Raw genomic sequence first — 14,205 nt, forward strand, 5'->3', positions numbered from 1 at the left:
GGTTTGACCGCATTTACAAGATCTAACGATCAACTCCCGTGCCCTCACTCACATCTGTCCGTTCATCAGAGACGGCACACCATCGACTCATCGCAACGAAGTACTGACGGACCGTCACCACGGCATCCGGAGTTCCCTGCTCCGAGCGGCCGTCGAGTGGCGTCCGCCACACCCACTACTTGACGTGAGCACATGAACGCGCTCAGTTCCGTCCGTCGAGCTCCGCGTCACGCGCCAGCAGCGCCGCCTGGACCCGGTTCTCGCACCCCAGCTTGGCCAGGATGCGGCTCACGTAGGTCTTCACCGTCGCCTCGCTCATGTGGATCCGGGCCCCCGCGTCGGCGTTCGACAGGCCCTCCCCGAGCAGCGCCAGCACCTCCAGCTCGCGCCCGGTGAGCACCTCCAGCCGGCGCCGGGCCGCGGCGCTGCGGGCGGCCAGCGAGCCGCTGCGCCCGGCCGCCAGCGAGTCGACGATGTGCCGGGTGGCCGCCGGGGACAGGAAGGCGTTGCCGCCGGCCGCCGCCCGGACGGCCTGGATCAGCTCGTTCGGCGCGGTGTCCTTGAGCAGGAAGCCGGCGCCTCCCTCGGTCACGGCGCGCAGGACGTTCTCGCGCTCCCCGAAGGTGGTGAGGATCAGCGCCCGCGCGCCGGGGGCGATCCTCGCCAGCTCCCCGAGCGCCGTCAGCCCGTCCATCACCGGCATCTGGATGTCCAGCAGCACCACGTCCACCCGGTGCGACCGCGCGAGCTCCAGCGCCTCCCGCCCGTCGGCGGCCTCGGCGACCACCTCGATGTCGTCGGCGGAGCCGAGGATCATCCTGATCCCGGCCCGGATCAGCGGCTCGTCGTCGGCGACGAGGACTCGGATCACGCTGGTCATTCCCCTCGGATCGAACAGTGCTTCGGCTGCGGCACCATCCTCACATCTCCGCCGACCGGCCCCGACCACCCGTCCGGGCCGGGAGGGGTCGGGCCGGGCCGGGTCGGGCCGGGGCGGGTCTGGCCGGGGCGGGTCTGGCCGGGCCGGGCCGGTCCTCGCCCGCGGACCGGGCCCCGCGCGATCAGCTCTTGGCGACGTAGTCCTGCTTGTCCACCAGCACGCCGTCCTTGAAGCAGAACCGCGCCACGTGATCCTCGTCCCAGGCCTCGCCGGCCGAGCCGGCCAGCAGGAACCACCGGCACTGCGCGCCCTCCGGCGGGGTCGGACCGCTCTTCCGGTAGTCGTCGGTGAAGAAGCCGTTGCCGGACGGCAGCTCGTGCAGCACCGCGGCCTCGGCCGTGCCGACCTCGATCCGGTCGTACACCGGCCGGCGGACCGTCGCGTCGTGGTTGCCGTCGATCAGGGCCACGATGCCCCAGACCACCAGGCCCAGCAGGACCAGCCCGACCGCCGCCACGCCGACCGCGCAGCCCATCGCCGGGCTCCGCCGCTTGCCGGCCACCTCGTCGGCCGACGGCAGGCCCTCCAACATCCAGTCGTCCGCGCCGGCATCGGCAGCGGCGCCCTCCTGGCCGCCCTCCGCCCCCTCGTACGGCAGCACGGCGGCCAGCCGGAAGCCCTGCTCGGGCGTCGGCCCGGCGTGCACCATGCCGCCGACCAACCGGGCGCGCTCCCGCAGGCCGGTCAGGCCCTGGCCGCCGCTCACGGCCTGGCCCGCTCCGGCGCGCACGCCCACCAGCTCCGGCGCGCGCGTGTTGGTCACCTCCACCACCAGGGCGTCCGGCTCGTACCGGAGCGCGACGCCGATCGGCGCGCCGGGGGCGTGCTTGTGCGCGTTGGTGAGCGCCTCCTGCACGATCCGGTACGCCGCGTGGTCGACCGCGGCCGGCAGCGGGCGCCGCTCGCCCTCCCGGATGAGCGACACCTCCGCCCCGGCCGCCCGGGAGGACTGCAGCAACCCGTCGATGCCGTCCACCCCGCCCCGGGCGCCGCCCGCGGCCGCCGTCCCCACCGGGGGCGGCGCCGCCGTCGACTCGTCGTGCAGCACGCCGACCACCTCGCGCAGCTCGCGCATCGCCGCCACCGCCGCCTGCCGCAGCACGCCGACGGCCTCCCGCTGCCGGTCGGTGAGGGCGCGGTCCACTTCCAGCGCACCCGAGTGCACCGATATCAGCGCCAGCTGGTGGCCCAGGCTGTCGTGCATGTCCTGGGCTATCCGGTGCCGCTCGCGCAGCCGCGCCTGGTGCACCAGCATGGCCCGCTCGCGCACCAGCTGGTCGTTGCGCTCGCGCAGCGCGTCCAGCAGCGCGCGCCGCTGCGCGCGGTAGCGGCCGTAGAGCGCGGGCAGCACGGCGAGCACCAGGTAGCCACCCAGCGACAGCCCGAGGACCAGCTTCGGCGAGGCCGTGGAGGCGTCCGTCAGCACGCCGGTCACGGTGAACAGCGCCCAGCCCGCGACGAAGGCGGTGACCAGCGACCAGACCCGCTGGATCCTCGCCCCGGCCGCCCAACCCGCGCAGACCAGCAACAGCACCGGCCCGGCCGACCACCCGGCGGCCGCCGAGGCCGCCAGCAGCACAGTGGTCGGCAGCCCGCGCCGCAGCACCCACAGCACCGCGACGCCCAGGCCGAAGGGCACCGCCAGGCCGGTGCCGGTGGCGGCCTCCAGCAGCGCGGCCAGACCGCCCATCAGCAGGGCGAGCAGGACCTGCCCCACCACCCGCCGGGGCCGCCAGGGCCCCGGCAGTGCCGTCCGTACCGCCTTCTTCCAGGCCCGTGCGATCGCATTCACCCGTCGAGGCTAACCGGCCGGTCGGGACGCCCGCCGTCCTCCTTCGTCGCCACCGGCGCCGACGAAAGTCTGAGGCCGGCGACGTCGGCAGCAGCGACCGCAACGACGACGTGTCGGCAACCAACGGCGACGGCGACCGCACCCGTTCGGTGGCTCAGCCGAAGGCCGTCAGCAACAGCGCCACGTCGTCCACCCGGCGGGTCGAGCCGACCTCCTCCAGCAGCCGCTCGGCCGCCTCCTCCAGCCCCTCCCCCTCCGGGCCGCGGGCCAGCGCGGCCCGCAGCCGGTCCACGCCCTGGTCGATCGCCACCGCCGGATCCTCCACCAGCCCGTCCGTGTACAGGGCGAGCACCGCGCCCGGGCGCAGCCGCAGCTCGCCGACGGGGTACTCGGCCCCTTCGTCCACCCCCAGCAGCGGCCCGCCCGCCATGTACAGCGCCTCGGCCCGCCCGTCCGGGTGCCGCAGCACCGGCGGCATGTGGCCGGCCCGGGCGATCCGGGCGGTGCCGTCGGCCGGAGTGAGCCGGACCAGGCAGCAGCTGGCGAGCAGTCCGGGGTCGAGGTCGAGCAGCAGCCGGTTGGTGCGGGCGAGCACCTGGTCGGGCGGGTCGCCGCCGGTCGCGAAGGCGCGGACGGCGCTGCGCAGCTGGCCCATCGTGGCAGCGGCGCCGACGCTGTGGCCCTCGACGTCGCCGATCACCAGGGTGACGTCCTCGTCGGTCACGATCGCGTCGTACCAGTCGCCGCCGATCTCCATCCCCTGGGTGCCGGGCAGGTAGCGGGCAGTGATCCGGATGCCGGGCACCTCGGGCAGCCGGTGCGGCAGCAGTGCCTGCTGCAGGCCTCGGGCCACCGTGAACTCCGCGTCGTACAGCCGGGCGCGCTCCAGCGCCTGGGCGATGAAGCCGCCGAGCGCGGTGAGCAGGCCGCGCTCCTCGACGGTGAACGGGCGGGGGTGGTCGAAGCCGAGGATGCAGCTGCCGACCGGGCGGCCGGAGGCGATCAGCGGCAGGAAGGCCCAGGCGCCCATCTCGTCGAGGGCGAGGCCGGGGTAGGCGGTGGCGAGTTCGCGCACCGATTCGAAGAAGATCGGGGTGCCGGTGCTGAGCGCCTCCGCACCGGGGACGCGGGCGTCGGTCGGGGTGCCCTCGAAGCCGTCCAGGAAGCCGTCCGGGTAGCCGGTCTGCGAGACGAGCTGCAGCCGCTGGTCGCGCACCGTGTAGATGGCGAGCTCCTGGCCGCCGAAGGCCGGCAGGATCTCCTCGCCCACCGCCCGGCACACGTCGCGCACGGTGACCGCCTCGGTGAGCGCGCTGGCCAGCTGGAGCAGGTGGTGGGTGCCGCCGACACCGGTGCGGGTGACGGGCGGCGGCGTGGCCGGCGGTTCGGCGGCGCCGGGCGGGGGCTCGGCGGCGACCACCCGGCCGGTGACGCCGTGCGCGTCGGGGTAGAGCGAGAAGGCGAGCCAGCCGTCCGGCGGGCGGGCGGCCAGGAAGGCGGTGGGGCGCTGGGAGAGCAGGGCGGCGCGGTAGCGGTTCTCGTAGAAGGGGTCGGCGAGCCAGGGCAGCGCGTCCCAGGGGTGCCGGCCGACCAGGTCCTCGCGGCGGGCTCGCAGCAGCGGTTCGGTGGCGTGGTTGGCGTAGCTGATCCGGCCGTCCAGGTCGATCGAGAAGACGCCCTCGCGCAGCCGCTCGACGGCGGCCGCGGCGGCGGTCAGGCCGCTGACGTCGAGCACCGCGCCCACCAGGTGGGTCCGCCCGTCGGAGATCGCCGCGGGCACCCGGGCCCACAGCTCCACGGGGTACGGCAGGCCGTCCGGCCCGAGCACCCGGACCCGGGCGGACAGCACCTCGCCCTGCTTCAGCGCGGTGCGGGCGGCGGCCCGGAACTCCGGCAGGTCGCCGGGGGCGATGCGGCGGTTCAGGGCGGTCACGGTGCCGTCGAACTCGCCCGGCCCGAAGCCGAAGATCTCGCGGAAGTGCTCGTCGGCGGAGAGCGCCCCGGTGGCCACGTTCCAGTCGAACAGCCCGACCCGGGTGGTCGGCAACGCCGGCGACGGCAGCTCGACCACCGCCGTCTCCCCGCCCGCCTCCACGGACTGCCCGGCCTCCTCCAACTCGGCCAGCCCGTCGCCCAGTTCGGCCGCGGCGGCAGCGAGCTGCGGGCCCGACGACTCCGGCACCCCGTCGTCGGAGGCGGGCCACAGCACGCTCAGCACACCGAACCGCTCGCGGTCGTGCTCCACCGCCACGCAGGCGGACGCGAAGTCGTACGGCAGGCCGACCGCGAGCTGCGGGAAGCGCCGCATGGTGTCCTCGCCGTCGGAGAGCACGATCGCGTGCCCGGTCCGGAAGCAGACCGCGACCGGCAGCGGCCCGGCCGCCGCGATCCGCCGGAACGGGCTCATCACCGACAGCGGCACCCCGGCGACCGTCCGCAGCACCAGCGACCTGCGGTCCGGTGACCGCAGGTGCACCATCGCGCCGTACGCCCCGGTGGAGCGGAGCACCCGGCGCACGGCGTGCGCGATCAACTCGTCCCGCCGGTACTCGGCCGGCCGGCCCTCCCGGGGCCCGGCACGCGGGCCGCCCCGGCGCACCTCCGCGTCGGCCCCGGGCTCCCGCGGCCGGTCCGACCCCGGGCGCGCCCCAGGGGCCCCACCGGTCGCGTGCGGATGGTGCATGCTCTTTTGCTACGCCGGGCCCGGAACCGTGTCAAGGCGGGCCGCCCCCGGCCCGAGCTGCCCGGCCACCCCGCTTGCAGCAGCATGGACGACATGCCCCGCACGAGCCGCACCACCGTGGTCAACCTCAAGGGCCACCGCGACGACCCCGACTACCGGGACGTCGTCTACGTCGGCCGCGCCGCGCACCGCGGCGGCTGGCACCTCGCCGAGTCCCCGCTGCACTGCCCGTACCACCCGGGCCCGGACCTCACCCGCGAGGAGATGGTCGTCAAGTACCGCGACTACCTGCTCGCCCGCCCCGACCTCCTCGCCCTCGTCCCGCCCCTGCGCGGCCACCGCCTGGCCTGCTGGTGCGCACCCCTCCCCTGCCACGCCGACGTCCTCGCCGACCTCGCGGACCACCCCCCGGAGCAGCACTGACGCCCTCCCCGAGTCAGGGCCGGCCCGGGGAAGAGGTCGGGTGCGATCGTCCCGGCCGTCACGGCGCACCTCCCCCGGGCCGCCGGGCGGGCGGGCACGGCGTGCCGCAGCCGGATCGGGGCCTCACGGGTCTCGGATCGTTCGGGGGCTGTTCGATATCCTCCGGGCGGGTGGCGGCGCGGGACCGCCGGGTGGGGAAGCGAGAGCGTCATGCAGTCGCCGTCGTCCGAAGGGGCCTCCGAGCGCGGGGCATCGTGGCAGTGGGACGGGGAGGAGCGCGGCGACGGCGAGGCGTCCGAGGACGTGATCGGCGGGGGCTGGGACGGGTCTCGGCCGAGCCGGCGCCGGCTGCTGATCGGTGCCGGGGTGCTCGCGGCCGGCGGGGCCGTTTGGGCGTTCGGCCGTTCGGGTGCCGACGGTGCGCTCCCCGCGCCGGTGCCGACCGGGCCGCCCACCGCCGTCTCCGGGCCGACCCCGGCCTGGACGTACCGCGGCCCCGACGCGATGACCCCGGAGCGGCTCACCGACCCGCCGAACCGTCCGGTCTACCTCTCCCGGAAGGGCCTGCAGGTCCTCGACCCGGCCCGGGGCACCGCCGCCCGGCTGCTGGTCCTCGACCCGCCGCAGACCCGGGACTGGCCCAGCGACCTCGACATGCTCGGCAAGGTCGTGTTCGGGCCCGACCACCTCTTCACCACCACGTACCGGGGCCACCTGGAGGCCCGCCACTTCACCGACCCGGCCGGCGACTGGAGCCTGCCGCTGCCCGACGACCTGCAGGGCCAGGTCCGGCTCACCGGCTACGACCGCGGCATCGTCTACGGCTGTGCCTGGGGCCGCCCCCGGCCCGACGGCACCGCGCCGGACAACCGCCTCTTCGCGCTGCGGGTCACCGACCGCTCCGTCCTGTGGTCCGTCCCCACCGCGTCCGAGGAGCAGCCGGTCACCCCCGCCACCGGCATCGGCAGCCTGCTGCTGGCCTGCGTCCGCTTCGTCGGCGGCCGCGCCGAGCTGGTGGCCCGGGACGCCGCCACCGGCCGGGAGCTGTGGACCGCCCCCGGCGACGAGGACCTGCGCTGGTGCGCCACCGGCTCGCAGGACGTCTACGTCCCGGACGGCAACGGCGGCGTGCGCATGCTGCACCCCACCGGCGCCCCGGGCTGGACCTACTCCCCCGCCCGCGGCGATTCCTGGCGGGCGCTGCCGCCCGTCCCGGACGGCCCCCGGGTGTACGTCGCACGCGACCACGGTACCGTCACCGGCCACGACGCGACCACCGGTGACGTGCTCTGGACCTGCCCGCTGCCGTTCCTGCTGGACCGCCGCAGCCGTCCGCTGGTCGTCGGCGGCACGCTGTTCGTCCCGGGCACCTCGGTCGGCGGGGTCAGCGCGATCAACACCGCGACCGGCGAGCTGAGATGGACCTTCCGCGACTCCGGCCCGGGCAAGGACGCCTGGACGCTCGCCGCCGACGGCAACCGCCTCTACGCGGGCCACGACGACGTCCTGCACGCCCTCCCGCTCGCCTGAACGGCCCCACGAGACGGCAGGATGGCCCGATGCAGGTACGCCCGATCTCCCCCGACAACCTGGCCGAGCTGCTCGCCGACCGCATCACCGCCCTGCCCGACGCCGACGGGCGCCGGCTGCGGGTGGCCGTCGACGGTGCCGCGGCCGCCCGCCCCGAGGCGCTCGCCGACGCCCTGGTGGAGCCGCTGCGGCTGCGCGGCCGCCCCACGCTGCGGGTGTCGGCGGCGGACTTCCTGCGCCCGGCCTCGATCCGACTGGAGTACGGCCACCACGACGCGGACGCCTTCCACGACCTCTGGCTGGACGACGGCGCCCTGCTGCGCGAAGTCCTCGACCCGTTGGAGCCCGGCGGCAGCGGGCGCGTCCTGCCCTCGCTGCGCGATCCCGTCACCGACCGCTCCACCCGCGCCCCGTACACCCTGCTCCCGCCCGGGGGCGTGCTGGTGCTGGACGGTCAGCTCCTCCTCGGCCGCCGGCTGCCGCTGGACCTGACCGTCCACCTCGCCCTCACCCCGGCCGCCCTGGCCCGCCGCACGCCCGACGACCGCCGGTGGACCCTCCCCGCCTTCGCCCGCTACGACGCCGAGACCGTGCCCACCGAGCTCGCCGACATCACCGTCCGGATGGACGACCCCCGCCACCCCGCCCTGGTCGAGCAGTCCTGAGCCGGCCGCGGGGGCGGGACGCCGGCCGGCGGGACGCGGGCCGGGCCTCAGCGCCCCGGCGCCCTTCCCCGGCCGGAACGAGCGCCGACCGGGGCGGGGCCGCGCTGGCAGTACGGGCACCAGTACACCGCCCGGTCCCGCGGGGGCGCGCCCTGACGCCCGCTCACCACGGGGGTGACGCAGCGCGGGCAGGGCCGTCCGGCCCGGCCGTAGACCCAGTGCTGGTAGCCGGGCCTGGTGTCGCCGGTGGTGATGTGGCCGGGGCGTAGCTTGTTGGCCTCCAGCATCTGCCGGGCGCGCTCCACCAGCCGGTCGGGGTGCGGGAGTTCGCCGACCTCGGTCCACGGCGTCACGCCGGCCACGAAGCACAGCTCGTTGGCGTAGACGTTGCCGATCCCGGCCAGGTTGCGCTGGTCGAGCAGGGCCTCGATGACCGGGCGGCTCGGGCGGGCGAGGAGCCGGCGGACGGCCTCGACCGGGTCCCAGTCGGGGCCGAGCAGGTCCGGACCGAGGTGGCCGACGATCCGCCGTTCGTCGGCGGTGCGCAGCAGCTCGACGACGGGCAGCCGGTAGCCGACGGCGGTGCCCCGTTCGGTGCCGAGGACGGCGCGGATCTGCCAGTCGGGGCCGCCGCTCCACTGTTCGCCGGGGCGGTAGACCTCCCAGCGGCCCTCCATCCGCAGGTGGGTGTGCAGGGTCAGGCCGCCTTCGAGGCGGGTGAGCAGGTGCTTGCCGCGCGGGGCGACCTCCAGCACCCGGCGGCCGGCGAGGTCGGCGGTGGCGTGGGCGGGCACCCGCAGGTCGGCGCTGGTCAGCAGTTGTCCGGCGAGGGCCTCGCGGAGCCGGGCCGCCTCGCGGTAGACGGAGTCACCTTCTGGCATGCCTCCATTCTGGTCCGCGCGGCGGCCCGGCGGGTCGCCGTCCCCCGTCGCACTACTCCGATGCGGCGTGCCGCTCGCGGACGACGACGACCGGGCACGGCGCGTGCTCGGTGAGGTGGCGGCTGACCGAGCCGAGCAGCACGCCGGCGAACCCGCCGAGGCCGCGGCTGCCGACGACGAGCAGCGCCGCGCCCTCGGCGGCTTCCAGCAGGGCCCGGGCGGCGTTGCCGGGCATCACGCGCTCGCTGATCTGCACGGCCGGGGCGCTGCCGACGACCCTGGTGACGGTCTCGGAGAGGGTCTTGCCGGCGAGTTCCTCGGGGTTGACGACATCGAGGTTCGGCACGCCCTGCCCGGCCCAGCCGTAGAAGGCGGGGTACTCCCAGGCCGCGATCGCGTCGATCGTCCCGCCGACGGCCTCGGCGTAGTCGACCGCCCACTGCAGCGCCTGCTCCGAGGCGGGCGACCCGTCGACGCCGACGACGATCCGGGGAATGGCACGCATGGCCTTGCTCCTTCGGTTGCTCCTGACCGGTCCCGACCGCACGAACATAGATCAAATCGGACATACAGCCGATATGCGCCACACCGACAGCGGCGTGGCGCATTCGAATCCCGTGCCGGAAGCCCCAAGCTGCGACTCGGCGCGGCTGCGGCTGGTTCAACTGCGGTACGCAGCCCATGAGTTCGCCATCCGCTGGACCTGCCCGGGGGTGAACTGGCTCATGCAGGAGTCGTAGGCGTAGTCCATGTAGTTGTGGATCGGGTCGAGCCCCGCGGTGGGGCAGGTGTCGCGGCCCTCGGGGCAGCCGAAGGTGGCGCTGCGCTCGGCCGGGGTGTCGTCCACGTAGTCGCCCGGGGTCAGGCAGCCGCCCTGGAAGGTGTGGAGAAGTCCGAGCCAGTGGCCGATCTCGTGCGTGGCGGTGTTGCCCTCGTCGTAGTGGGTGGCGCCGCCGCCGGGCAGTGAGGCGTCGAGCACGACCACGCCGTCGTCGGTCGGGTTCGTCCGGTACGTGTCGGGGAAGGTCGACCAGCCGAGCAGGGACTGGCCGAGCCGGGCGGTGTAGAGGTTGAGGGTGCCCTGGCCGCCCTTGCGCAGGGCGGTCTTCATCGCGCGCTCGGCGGTCGAACCGGGCGTCATGCCGGTGTACCAGGAGGCGTTGTCGGTGCGGTCGGTGCCGGCCAGCTCGAAGTGGAACGGGGTGGGGGTGTTGCCCGCGCCCTGGCCGCCGTAGGTGGCGTTGAGGTGCTCGATCTGGGCGGCGACGGCGCCGTCGTCCAGCTTCCCGGCGTCACCGGCGTGGATCACGTGGACGAAGACCGGCACGGTGGTCGGGGCACCGATCTGGGTGCGGGCGGCGCCGAGGGCGGCGAGCCGGTCGTCGAGGTCGGCCTGCATCGCCCGGGCCCGGGCGGTGCTGACGGCGTTCGGGTCCTTCCCCGTCTGGCTGCCCGCCGGCTTCCGCGCGGCCACCCCGTCGCCCGCGCCGTCGCGCGTACCGTCGCCCGCGTCCGCGAGGGCGGCGTCCGCCTGGACGGCGCCGTCGCAGGCGGTCGTCGGGGCGAGGACAACCGCGCGCTGCGGTGCCGGTGCCGGTGCCGGTGCCGCGAACTGGCTCAGCCCGGCGGCGGTGACCAGTGCGGCGGCGCAGGGGAACAGGCGGGGGGCACGCGAGCGCACCCGGGCAGTACGGCGCATCTGCGCTCCTGACGGGGGGAGTCGACGGGGTCTCGGCCGCGCCCGGGCGCGCTCCGGCCGGACCCGCCGGCGCGAGGCCCGGCGCGGACTCGCCGAGACTACGACGCCGTGAAGTCGATCTCCCGCAGGGCGCGCGCGGCGGTCCGGTCGAGTACCACGGCCGACGCACACCCGGCCGGCAGCCGGCCGGCCCCGAGGATCCGCCGCCGAAGCCGCTCGACACCGGAGCGGTGCCGGGCGAAGGCGTAGCGCGAGACGCCGCGCCCGCGCCGCAGCTGACCGTCCAGCGCCTCGGTCGGGTCGACGTCGAGCAGCAGCAGGTGCACCCGGCGGCCCTGGCGGGCGGCGGTGCGGGCGAGCCAGGCCCGCACCCAGGGCAGCGTGCCGCAGTCGTGCACCGCGAGCGCCCCGCCGTCCAGGACGGCGCGGCGCAGCCGGCGGTAGTGCGCGAGCCGGGCGAGCGGGCGGTAGAGGGCGTAAGGGAGACGGCCGGGCAGTCGGGCCGCGTACTCCTCGCGGACCAGCTGGGAGTCGACCAGCGGGGCCCGGACGCAGCGGCGCATCAGGGTGCTCTTGCCGCTGCCGGGCAGACCCGTCACGACCAGCAGGTCCCCGACGGGGTAGCGCAGGGCGGCCGGACCGCGTCCGCGCAGTTCGTGCAGGGCGGGCGGGTCGTGCGACGGGGGCAGGACGACGCGTTCCCCGGCGGTGCGCGGTGGCGGCAGCTCCGGTGCCGCCACCCGCACCGTTCTCGTCCCGCTCACCGGATCTCCCCCCGCCGTTCCCTCCTCAGGAGCATGGCGCATTCCCAAGAGCGAGTAAAGGGCGGAGGTCGGAGCGGGTACGGACGGCCCTTGCCGGGCCCGGCCCGGTGACCGGAGCGGTGACAGGACCGGGTCCGTTTCCGGACCTTTCCGACACCGACGGGCGCCGGCCGGAGCCGTCCGCACCCGGCCGGACCGGGCTGCTCCCGCGAGGGGCAGCCGGAGCCGGCCGGCCGCGATCGTCAGCCGAGCTGCGGGGCGACCCGGGAGGCGATCAGCTCCAGGTGGTCGAGGTCGTCCAGGTCGAGGATCTGCAGGTAGACGCGCTCGCTGCCGACGGCCGCGTACCGGCCGATCCGCTCCACCACCTCGTCCGGAGTGCCGGCCAGGCCGTTGGCCTTCAGCTCGTCGACCTCGCGGCCGATGGCGGCGGCGCGGCGGGCCACCTCGGCGTCGTCCCGGCCGACGCAGGCGACCAGGGCGTTGGAGTAGACCAGGTCGCCGGCCGAGCGCCCGGCCCCCTCGACGGCCGCGCGGACCCGGCCGAACTGGGCGGCGGAGTCGTCCACCGAGGCGAACGGCAGGTTGAACTCGTCGGCGAAGCGGGCGGCCAGCGCCGGAGTGCGCTTCGGGCCGAGGCCGCCGACCAGCACCGGGATCCGGTCCTGGGCGGGCTTGGGGAGCGCGGGCGAGTCGGTCAGCGTGTAGTACTCGCCGGCGAAGTCGAAGGTGTCGCCGAGCTTGGTGTTCCACAGCCCGGTGATGATCGCCAGCTGCTCCTCCAGCCGCCCGAACTTCTCCTTCGGGAACGGGATGCCGTACGCGCTGTGCTCGGCCTCGTACCAGCCGGCGCCGAGGCCGAACTCGACCCGGCCGCCGCTCATCGCGTCGACCTGGGCCACCTGGATCGCGGTGACGCCCGGCAGCCGGAAGGTGGCGGCCGTCATCAGGGTGCCGAGGCGGATGGTGCGGGTGTCGCGGGCGAGGCCGGCCAGGGTGATCCAGGCGTCGGTGGGGCCGGGCAGGCCGTCGACGTCGCCCATCTTCAGGTAGTGGTCGGAGCGGAAGAAGGCGCTGAAGGCGCCGAGCTCCTCGGCGGTGCGGGCCACCTTCAGGAGGGTGTCGTAGCTCGCGCCCTGCTGGGGTTCGGTGAAGATACGAAGATCCATGCGGACCATTCTGGTACAGACCACACGGTCGTGAGCGCAGGGAACCGGCCGAACCACGGAACGTACCGGCCCTCCGCACGGGTGGCCAAGGTCTCAGCACGGAACCGTCACGGCCGTCCGCGCCCGCTCCCGGCCTCGCCTACCGTGGACGGATGTTCGCGACCCCCGACGAGTACTCCCGGCGTTCCCCCGACGACCCGGCCGGCTGCCCGCTGCCCGGCATCGTGACGGCCTTCACGCCGCGGCTGGCCGAGTTCGCCTTCGAACCCGGGTTCGTCGCGGCGGTCGACCAGCACGCCTCGATGCTGCGCGAGCTGCTGTACGCGCAGGGGTCGGAACTCGCGCCCCGGCCGCTGGACCGTGCGGAACTCTCGGACTACGCGCTGGGCTTCCTGGACGCGCTCAGCGAGATCGGCTGGCGGGAGCCGGTCGGCTACGACTACGCCGTACTGCGGCTCACCGCGATCTGCTGGCTGGTGCGGGAGCACGGCCTCCTGGAGGTCTGAGTCCCGCCCGGTCCGGCGCCTCCCGGTCCGGAGGCCTCCGGTGTCCGGGACGTCCCCTCGGGTGACGGGTCCCGCGGTCCGCACGCGTACAGTGGCGGTCCGGGGGACGGGCGACGGGGGCGGGACGGACGGGACGGTGCGGCAGTGAGCGGTACGGCGGCGGACAGCGCGGTGGGGCACCGGGCGCTGCACTGGCGGATCCGCCCGGAACGGGCCCGGGCCGCGGTCCTGGTGCTGCACGGCGGCGAGGAGCACAACCTCGCCCGGCCCGGCCGGATCAACCTCCCCCTGCTGCGGATGCACGGCTTCCTGCGCGCGCTGGCCAGGGCCACGGCGGACGCCGACGTGGCCGTCGCCACCGTCCGCTACCGGCACCGCGGCTGGAACGGCGAACGCGCCGACGCCGCCCGGGACGCGCGCGCCGCGCTCGACGAACTGTCCGCACTGCTGGGCCCCGTCCCCACCGTCCTGATCGGCCACTCGATGGGCGGACGCGCCGCGCTGCAGGCCGGCGGCCACCCGTCCGTCACCGGACTGGTCGCCCTCGCCCCGTGGTGCCCCGCCGAGGACCCGTGCGAACAGCTGGCCGGCCGGGACGTGCTGATGCTGCACGGCGACCGCGACACCGTCACCCTGCCCGCCGACACGCGCGCCTTCGCCGCCCGCAGCCGCGCGGCCGGCGCCCGCGTCTGCGGCTACACCGTCACCGGCAGCGGCCACGCCATGCTCCAGCGCATCCCCGACTGGCACCGCGCCGCCACCGGCCTCGCCACCGCCCTCCTCGGCCTCCACCCCCTCCCCGCCGAGACCGCCTCCGCCCTCGCCCTCCCGCCCACCTCCGCGGAGGCCCTCACCCTCCCCCTCCCGCGCCAACCCCGCCGCACCCCGCCCCTCCCGGCCAACCCCTGACCGGCCGCCGGGCCCTGCGGGCTGTCCCGTCACCGCTCGACGACGTGTCGGCGGTGTCGTCGTCGCGGGTCATGGAGGGATCCCCCCGGTCCGCCCCCGGCTGCGTCCATAGGGCGGTCGGCGCCCGGGGCGTCCGTGGTCGCTTCCCCCGGAACCCTCAGGACACCTCCCAGAGGGCGCTGGCGAAGACTGCCGTGACCCAGGTCCGGAGGACGGAGAGGGCGAGGTGGGCGATGGTGCGGAA

At 75.7% G+C, this 14,205-nt stretch carries 13 protein-coding genes; 5 read left to right on the forward strand and 8 right to left on the reverse strand.

Annotated features, from left to right (window positions below; all coding sequences use genetic code 11):
* Positions 1-202 precede the first annotated feature (202 nt).
* The 3 genes from ACIGG8_RS30720 to ACIGG8_RS30730 all read right to left on the reverse strand — a co-directional run bounded on the left by ACIGG8_RS30720 (position 203) and on the right by ACIGG8_RS30730 (position 5,415).
* Complete coding sequence (locus ACIGG8_RS30720; RefSeq protein WP_350521083.1) at positions 203-871, reverse strand: response regulator transcription factor; 669 nt, start codon at positions 869-871, stop codon at positions 203-205.
* A gap of 190 nt (positions 872-1,061) precedes the next feature.
* Positions 1,062-2,732: a sensor histidine kinase gene (locus ACIGG8_RS30725; RefSeq protein ID WP_396551979.1), complete on the reverse strand. Its 1,671-nt coding sequence runs from the start codon at positions 2,730-2,732 to the stop codon at positions 1,062-1,064.
* Between the two features lie 154 nt (positions 2,733-2,886).
* The gene (locus ACIGG8_RS30730) at positions 2,887-5,415 is read right to left on the reverse strand and encodes a SpoIIE family protein phosphatase (protein ID WP_396551980.1); all 2,529 of its coding nucleotides are present in this window, start codon (positions 5,413-5,415) and stop codon (positions 2,887-2,889) included.
* A gap of 93 nt (positions 5,416-5,508) precedes the next feature.
* Between ACIGG8_RS30730 and ACIGG8_RS30735 the strand changes: the two genes are divergently transcribed.
* From ACIGG8_RS30735 to ACIGG8_RS30745, 3 genes are all read left to right on the forward strand, one after another.
* Positions 5,509-5,838: a DUF4326 domain-containing protein gene (locus ACIGG8_RS30735; RefSeq protein ID WP_350521052.1), complete on the forward strand. Its 330-nt coding sequence runs from the start codon at positions 5,509-5,511 to the stop codon at positions 5,836-5,838.
* A 210-nt stretch (positions 5,839-6,048) separates the two neighbouring features.
* Positions 6,049-7,368 (forward strand): PQQ-binding-like beta-propeller repeat protein, encoded by a 1,320-nt coding sequence (locus tag ACIGG8_RS30740; protein WP_396551981.1) that lies wholly within the window; start codon positions 6,049-6,051, stop codon positions 7,366-7,368.
* Between the two features lie 29 nt (positions 7,369-7,397).
* Complete coding sequence (locus ACIGG8_RS30745; protein WP_396551982.1) at positions 7,398-8,033, forward strand: uridine kinase; 636 nt, start codon at positions 7,398-7,400, stop codon at positions 8,031-8,033.
* 47 nt (positions 8,034-8,080) lie between these two features.
* Here ACIGG8_RS30745 and ACIGG8_RS30750 read toward each other — a convergent pair whose 3' ends face one another.
* The 5 genes from ACIGG8_RS30750 to ACIGG8_RS30770 all read right to left on the reverse strand — a co-directional run bounded on the left by ACIGG8_RS30750 (position 8,081) and on the right by ACIGG8_RS30770 (position 12,546).
* Entirely contained in the window at positions 8,081-8,914 is an 834-nt protein-coding gene (locus ACIGG8_RS30750) for a DNA-formamidopyrimidine glycosylase family protein (RefSeq protein ID WP_396551983.1), read from the reverse strand.
* 52 nt (positions 8,915-8,966) lie between these two features.
* Positions 8,967-9,419: a universal stress protein gene (locus tag ACIGG8_RS30755; protein ID WP_396551984.1), complete on the reverse strand. Its 453-nt coding sequence runs from the start codon at positions 9,417-9,419 to the stop codon at positions 8,967-8,969.
* A 156-nt stretch (positions 9,420-9,575) separates the two neighbouring features.
* A complete protein-coding gene (locus ACIGG8_RS30760) occupies positions 9,576-10,613 on the reverse strand; it encodes a zinc metalloprotease (protein WP_396551985.1) in 1,038 nt (345 codons plus the stop codon).
* Between the two features lie 98 nt (positions 10,614-10,711).
* The gene (locus tag ACIGG8_RS30765; RefSeq protein ID WP_396551986.1) at positions 10,712-11,419 is read right to left on the reverse strand and encodes an AAA family ATPase; all 708 of its coding nucleotides are present in this window, start codon (positions 11,417-11,419) and stop codon (positions 10,712-10,714) included.
* Positions 11,420-11,619: 200 nt separating this feature from the next.
* Positions 11,620-12,546, reverse strand: coding sequence for an LLM class F420-dependent oxidoreductase (locus ACIGG8_RS30770; RefSeq protein ID WP_396551987.1), 927 nt, complete (start codon positions 12,544-12,546; stop codon positions 11,620-11,622).
* Positions 12,547-12,698: 152 nt separating this feature from the next.
* Here ACIGG8_RS30770 and ACIGG8_RS30775 point away from each other — a divergent pair, with 152 nt between their 5' ends.
* Together ACIGG8_RS30775 and ACIGG8_RS30780 are read left to right on the forward strand one after the other, a co-directional pair.
* A complete protein-coding gene (locus ACIGG8_RS30775) occupies positions 12,699-13,052 on the forward strand; it encodes a DUF6401 family natural product biosynthesis protein (protein WP_396551988.1) in 354 nt (117 codons plus the stop codon).
* 144 nt (positions 13,053-13,196) lie between these two features.
* Positions 13,197-13,961, forward strand: a complete 765-nt coding sequence (locus ACIGG8_RS30780; protein ID WP_396551989.1) for an alpha/beta fold hydrolase — start codon at positions 13,197-13,199, stop codon at positions 13,959-13,961.
* The last annotated feature ends 244 nt before the right edge of the window (positions 13,962-14,205 follow it).

It is taken from the genome of Kitasatospora sp. NPDC085464 (genome assembly GCF_044541955.1).
Taxonomy (GTDB): Bacteria; Actinomycetota; Actinomycetes; order Streptomycetales; family Streptomycetaceae; genus Kitasatospora.

Bases quoted from the DNA above. Each gene is read 5' to 3' on its own strand.
- ACIGG8_RS30730 (WP_396551980.1), bottom strand. From the start codon at position 5,415: ATGCACCATCCGCACGCGACCGGTGGGGCCCCTGGGGCGCGCCCGGGG.
- ACIGG8_RS30735 (WP_350521052.1), top strand. From the start codon at position 5,509: ATGCCCCGCACGAGCCGCACCACCGTGGTCAACCTCAAGGGCCACCGC.
- ACIGG8_RS30740 (WP_396551981.1), top strand. From the start codon at position 6,049: ATGCAGTCGCCGTCGTCCGAAGGGGCCTCCGAGCGCGGGGCATCGTGG.
- ACIGG8_RS30745 (WP_396551982.1), top strand. From the start codon at position 7,398: ATGCAGGTACGCCCGATCTCCCCCGACAACCTGGCCGAGCTGCTCGCC.
- ACIGG8_RS30750 (WP_396551983.1), bottom strand. From the start codon at position 8,914: ATGCCAGAAGGTGACTCCGTCTACCGCGAGGCGGCCCGGCTCCGCGAG.
- ACIGG8_RS30755 (WP_396551984.1), bottom strand. From the start codon at position 9,419: ATGCGTGCCATTCCCCGGATCGTCGTCGGCGTCGACGGGTCGCCCGCC.
- ACIGG8_RS30760 (WP_396551985.1), bottom strand. From the start codon at position 10,613: ATGCGCCGTACTGCCCGGGTGCGCTCGCGTGCCCCCCGCCTGTTCCCC.
- ACIGG8_RS30765 (WP_396551986.1), bottom strand. From the start codon at position 11,419: ATGCGCCATGCTCCTGAGGAGGGAACGGCGGGGGGAGATCCGGTGAGC.
- ACIGG8_RS30770 (WP_396551987.1), bottom strand. From the start codon at position 12,546: ATGGATCTTCGTATCTTCACCGAACCCCAGCAGGGCGCGAGCTACGAC.
- ACIGG8_RS30775 (WP_396551988.1), top strand. From the start codon at position 12,699: ATGTTCGCGACCCCCGACGAGTACTCCCGGCGTTCCCCCGACGACCCG.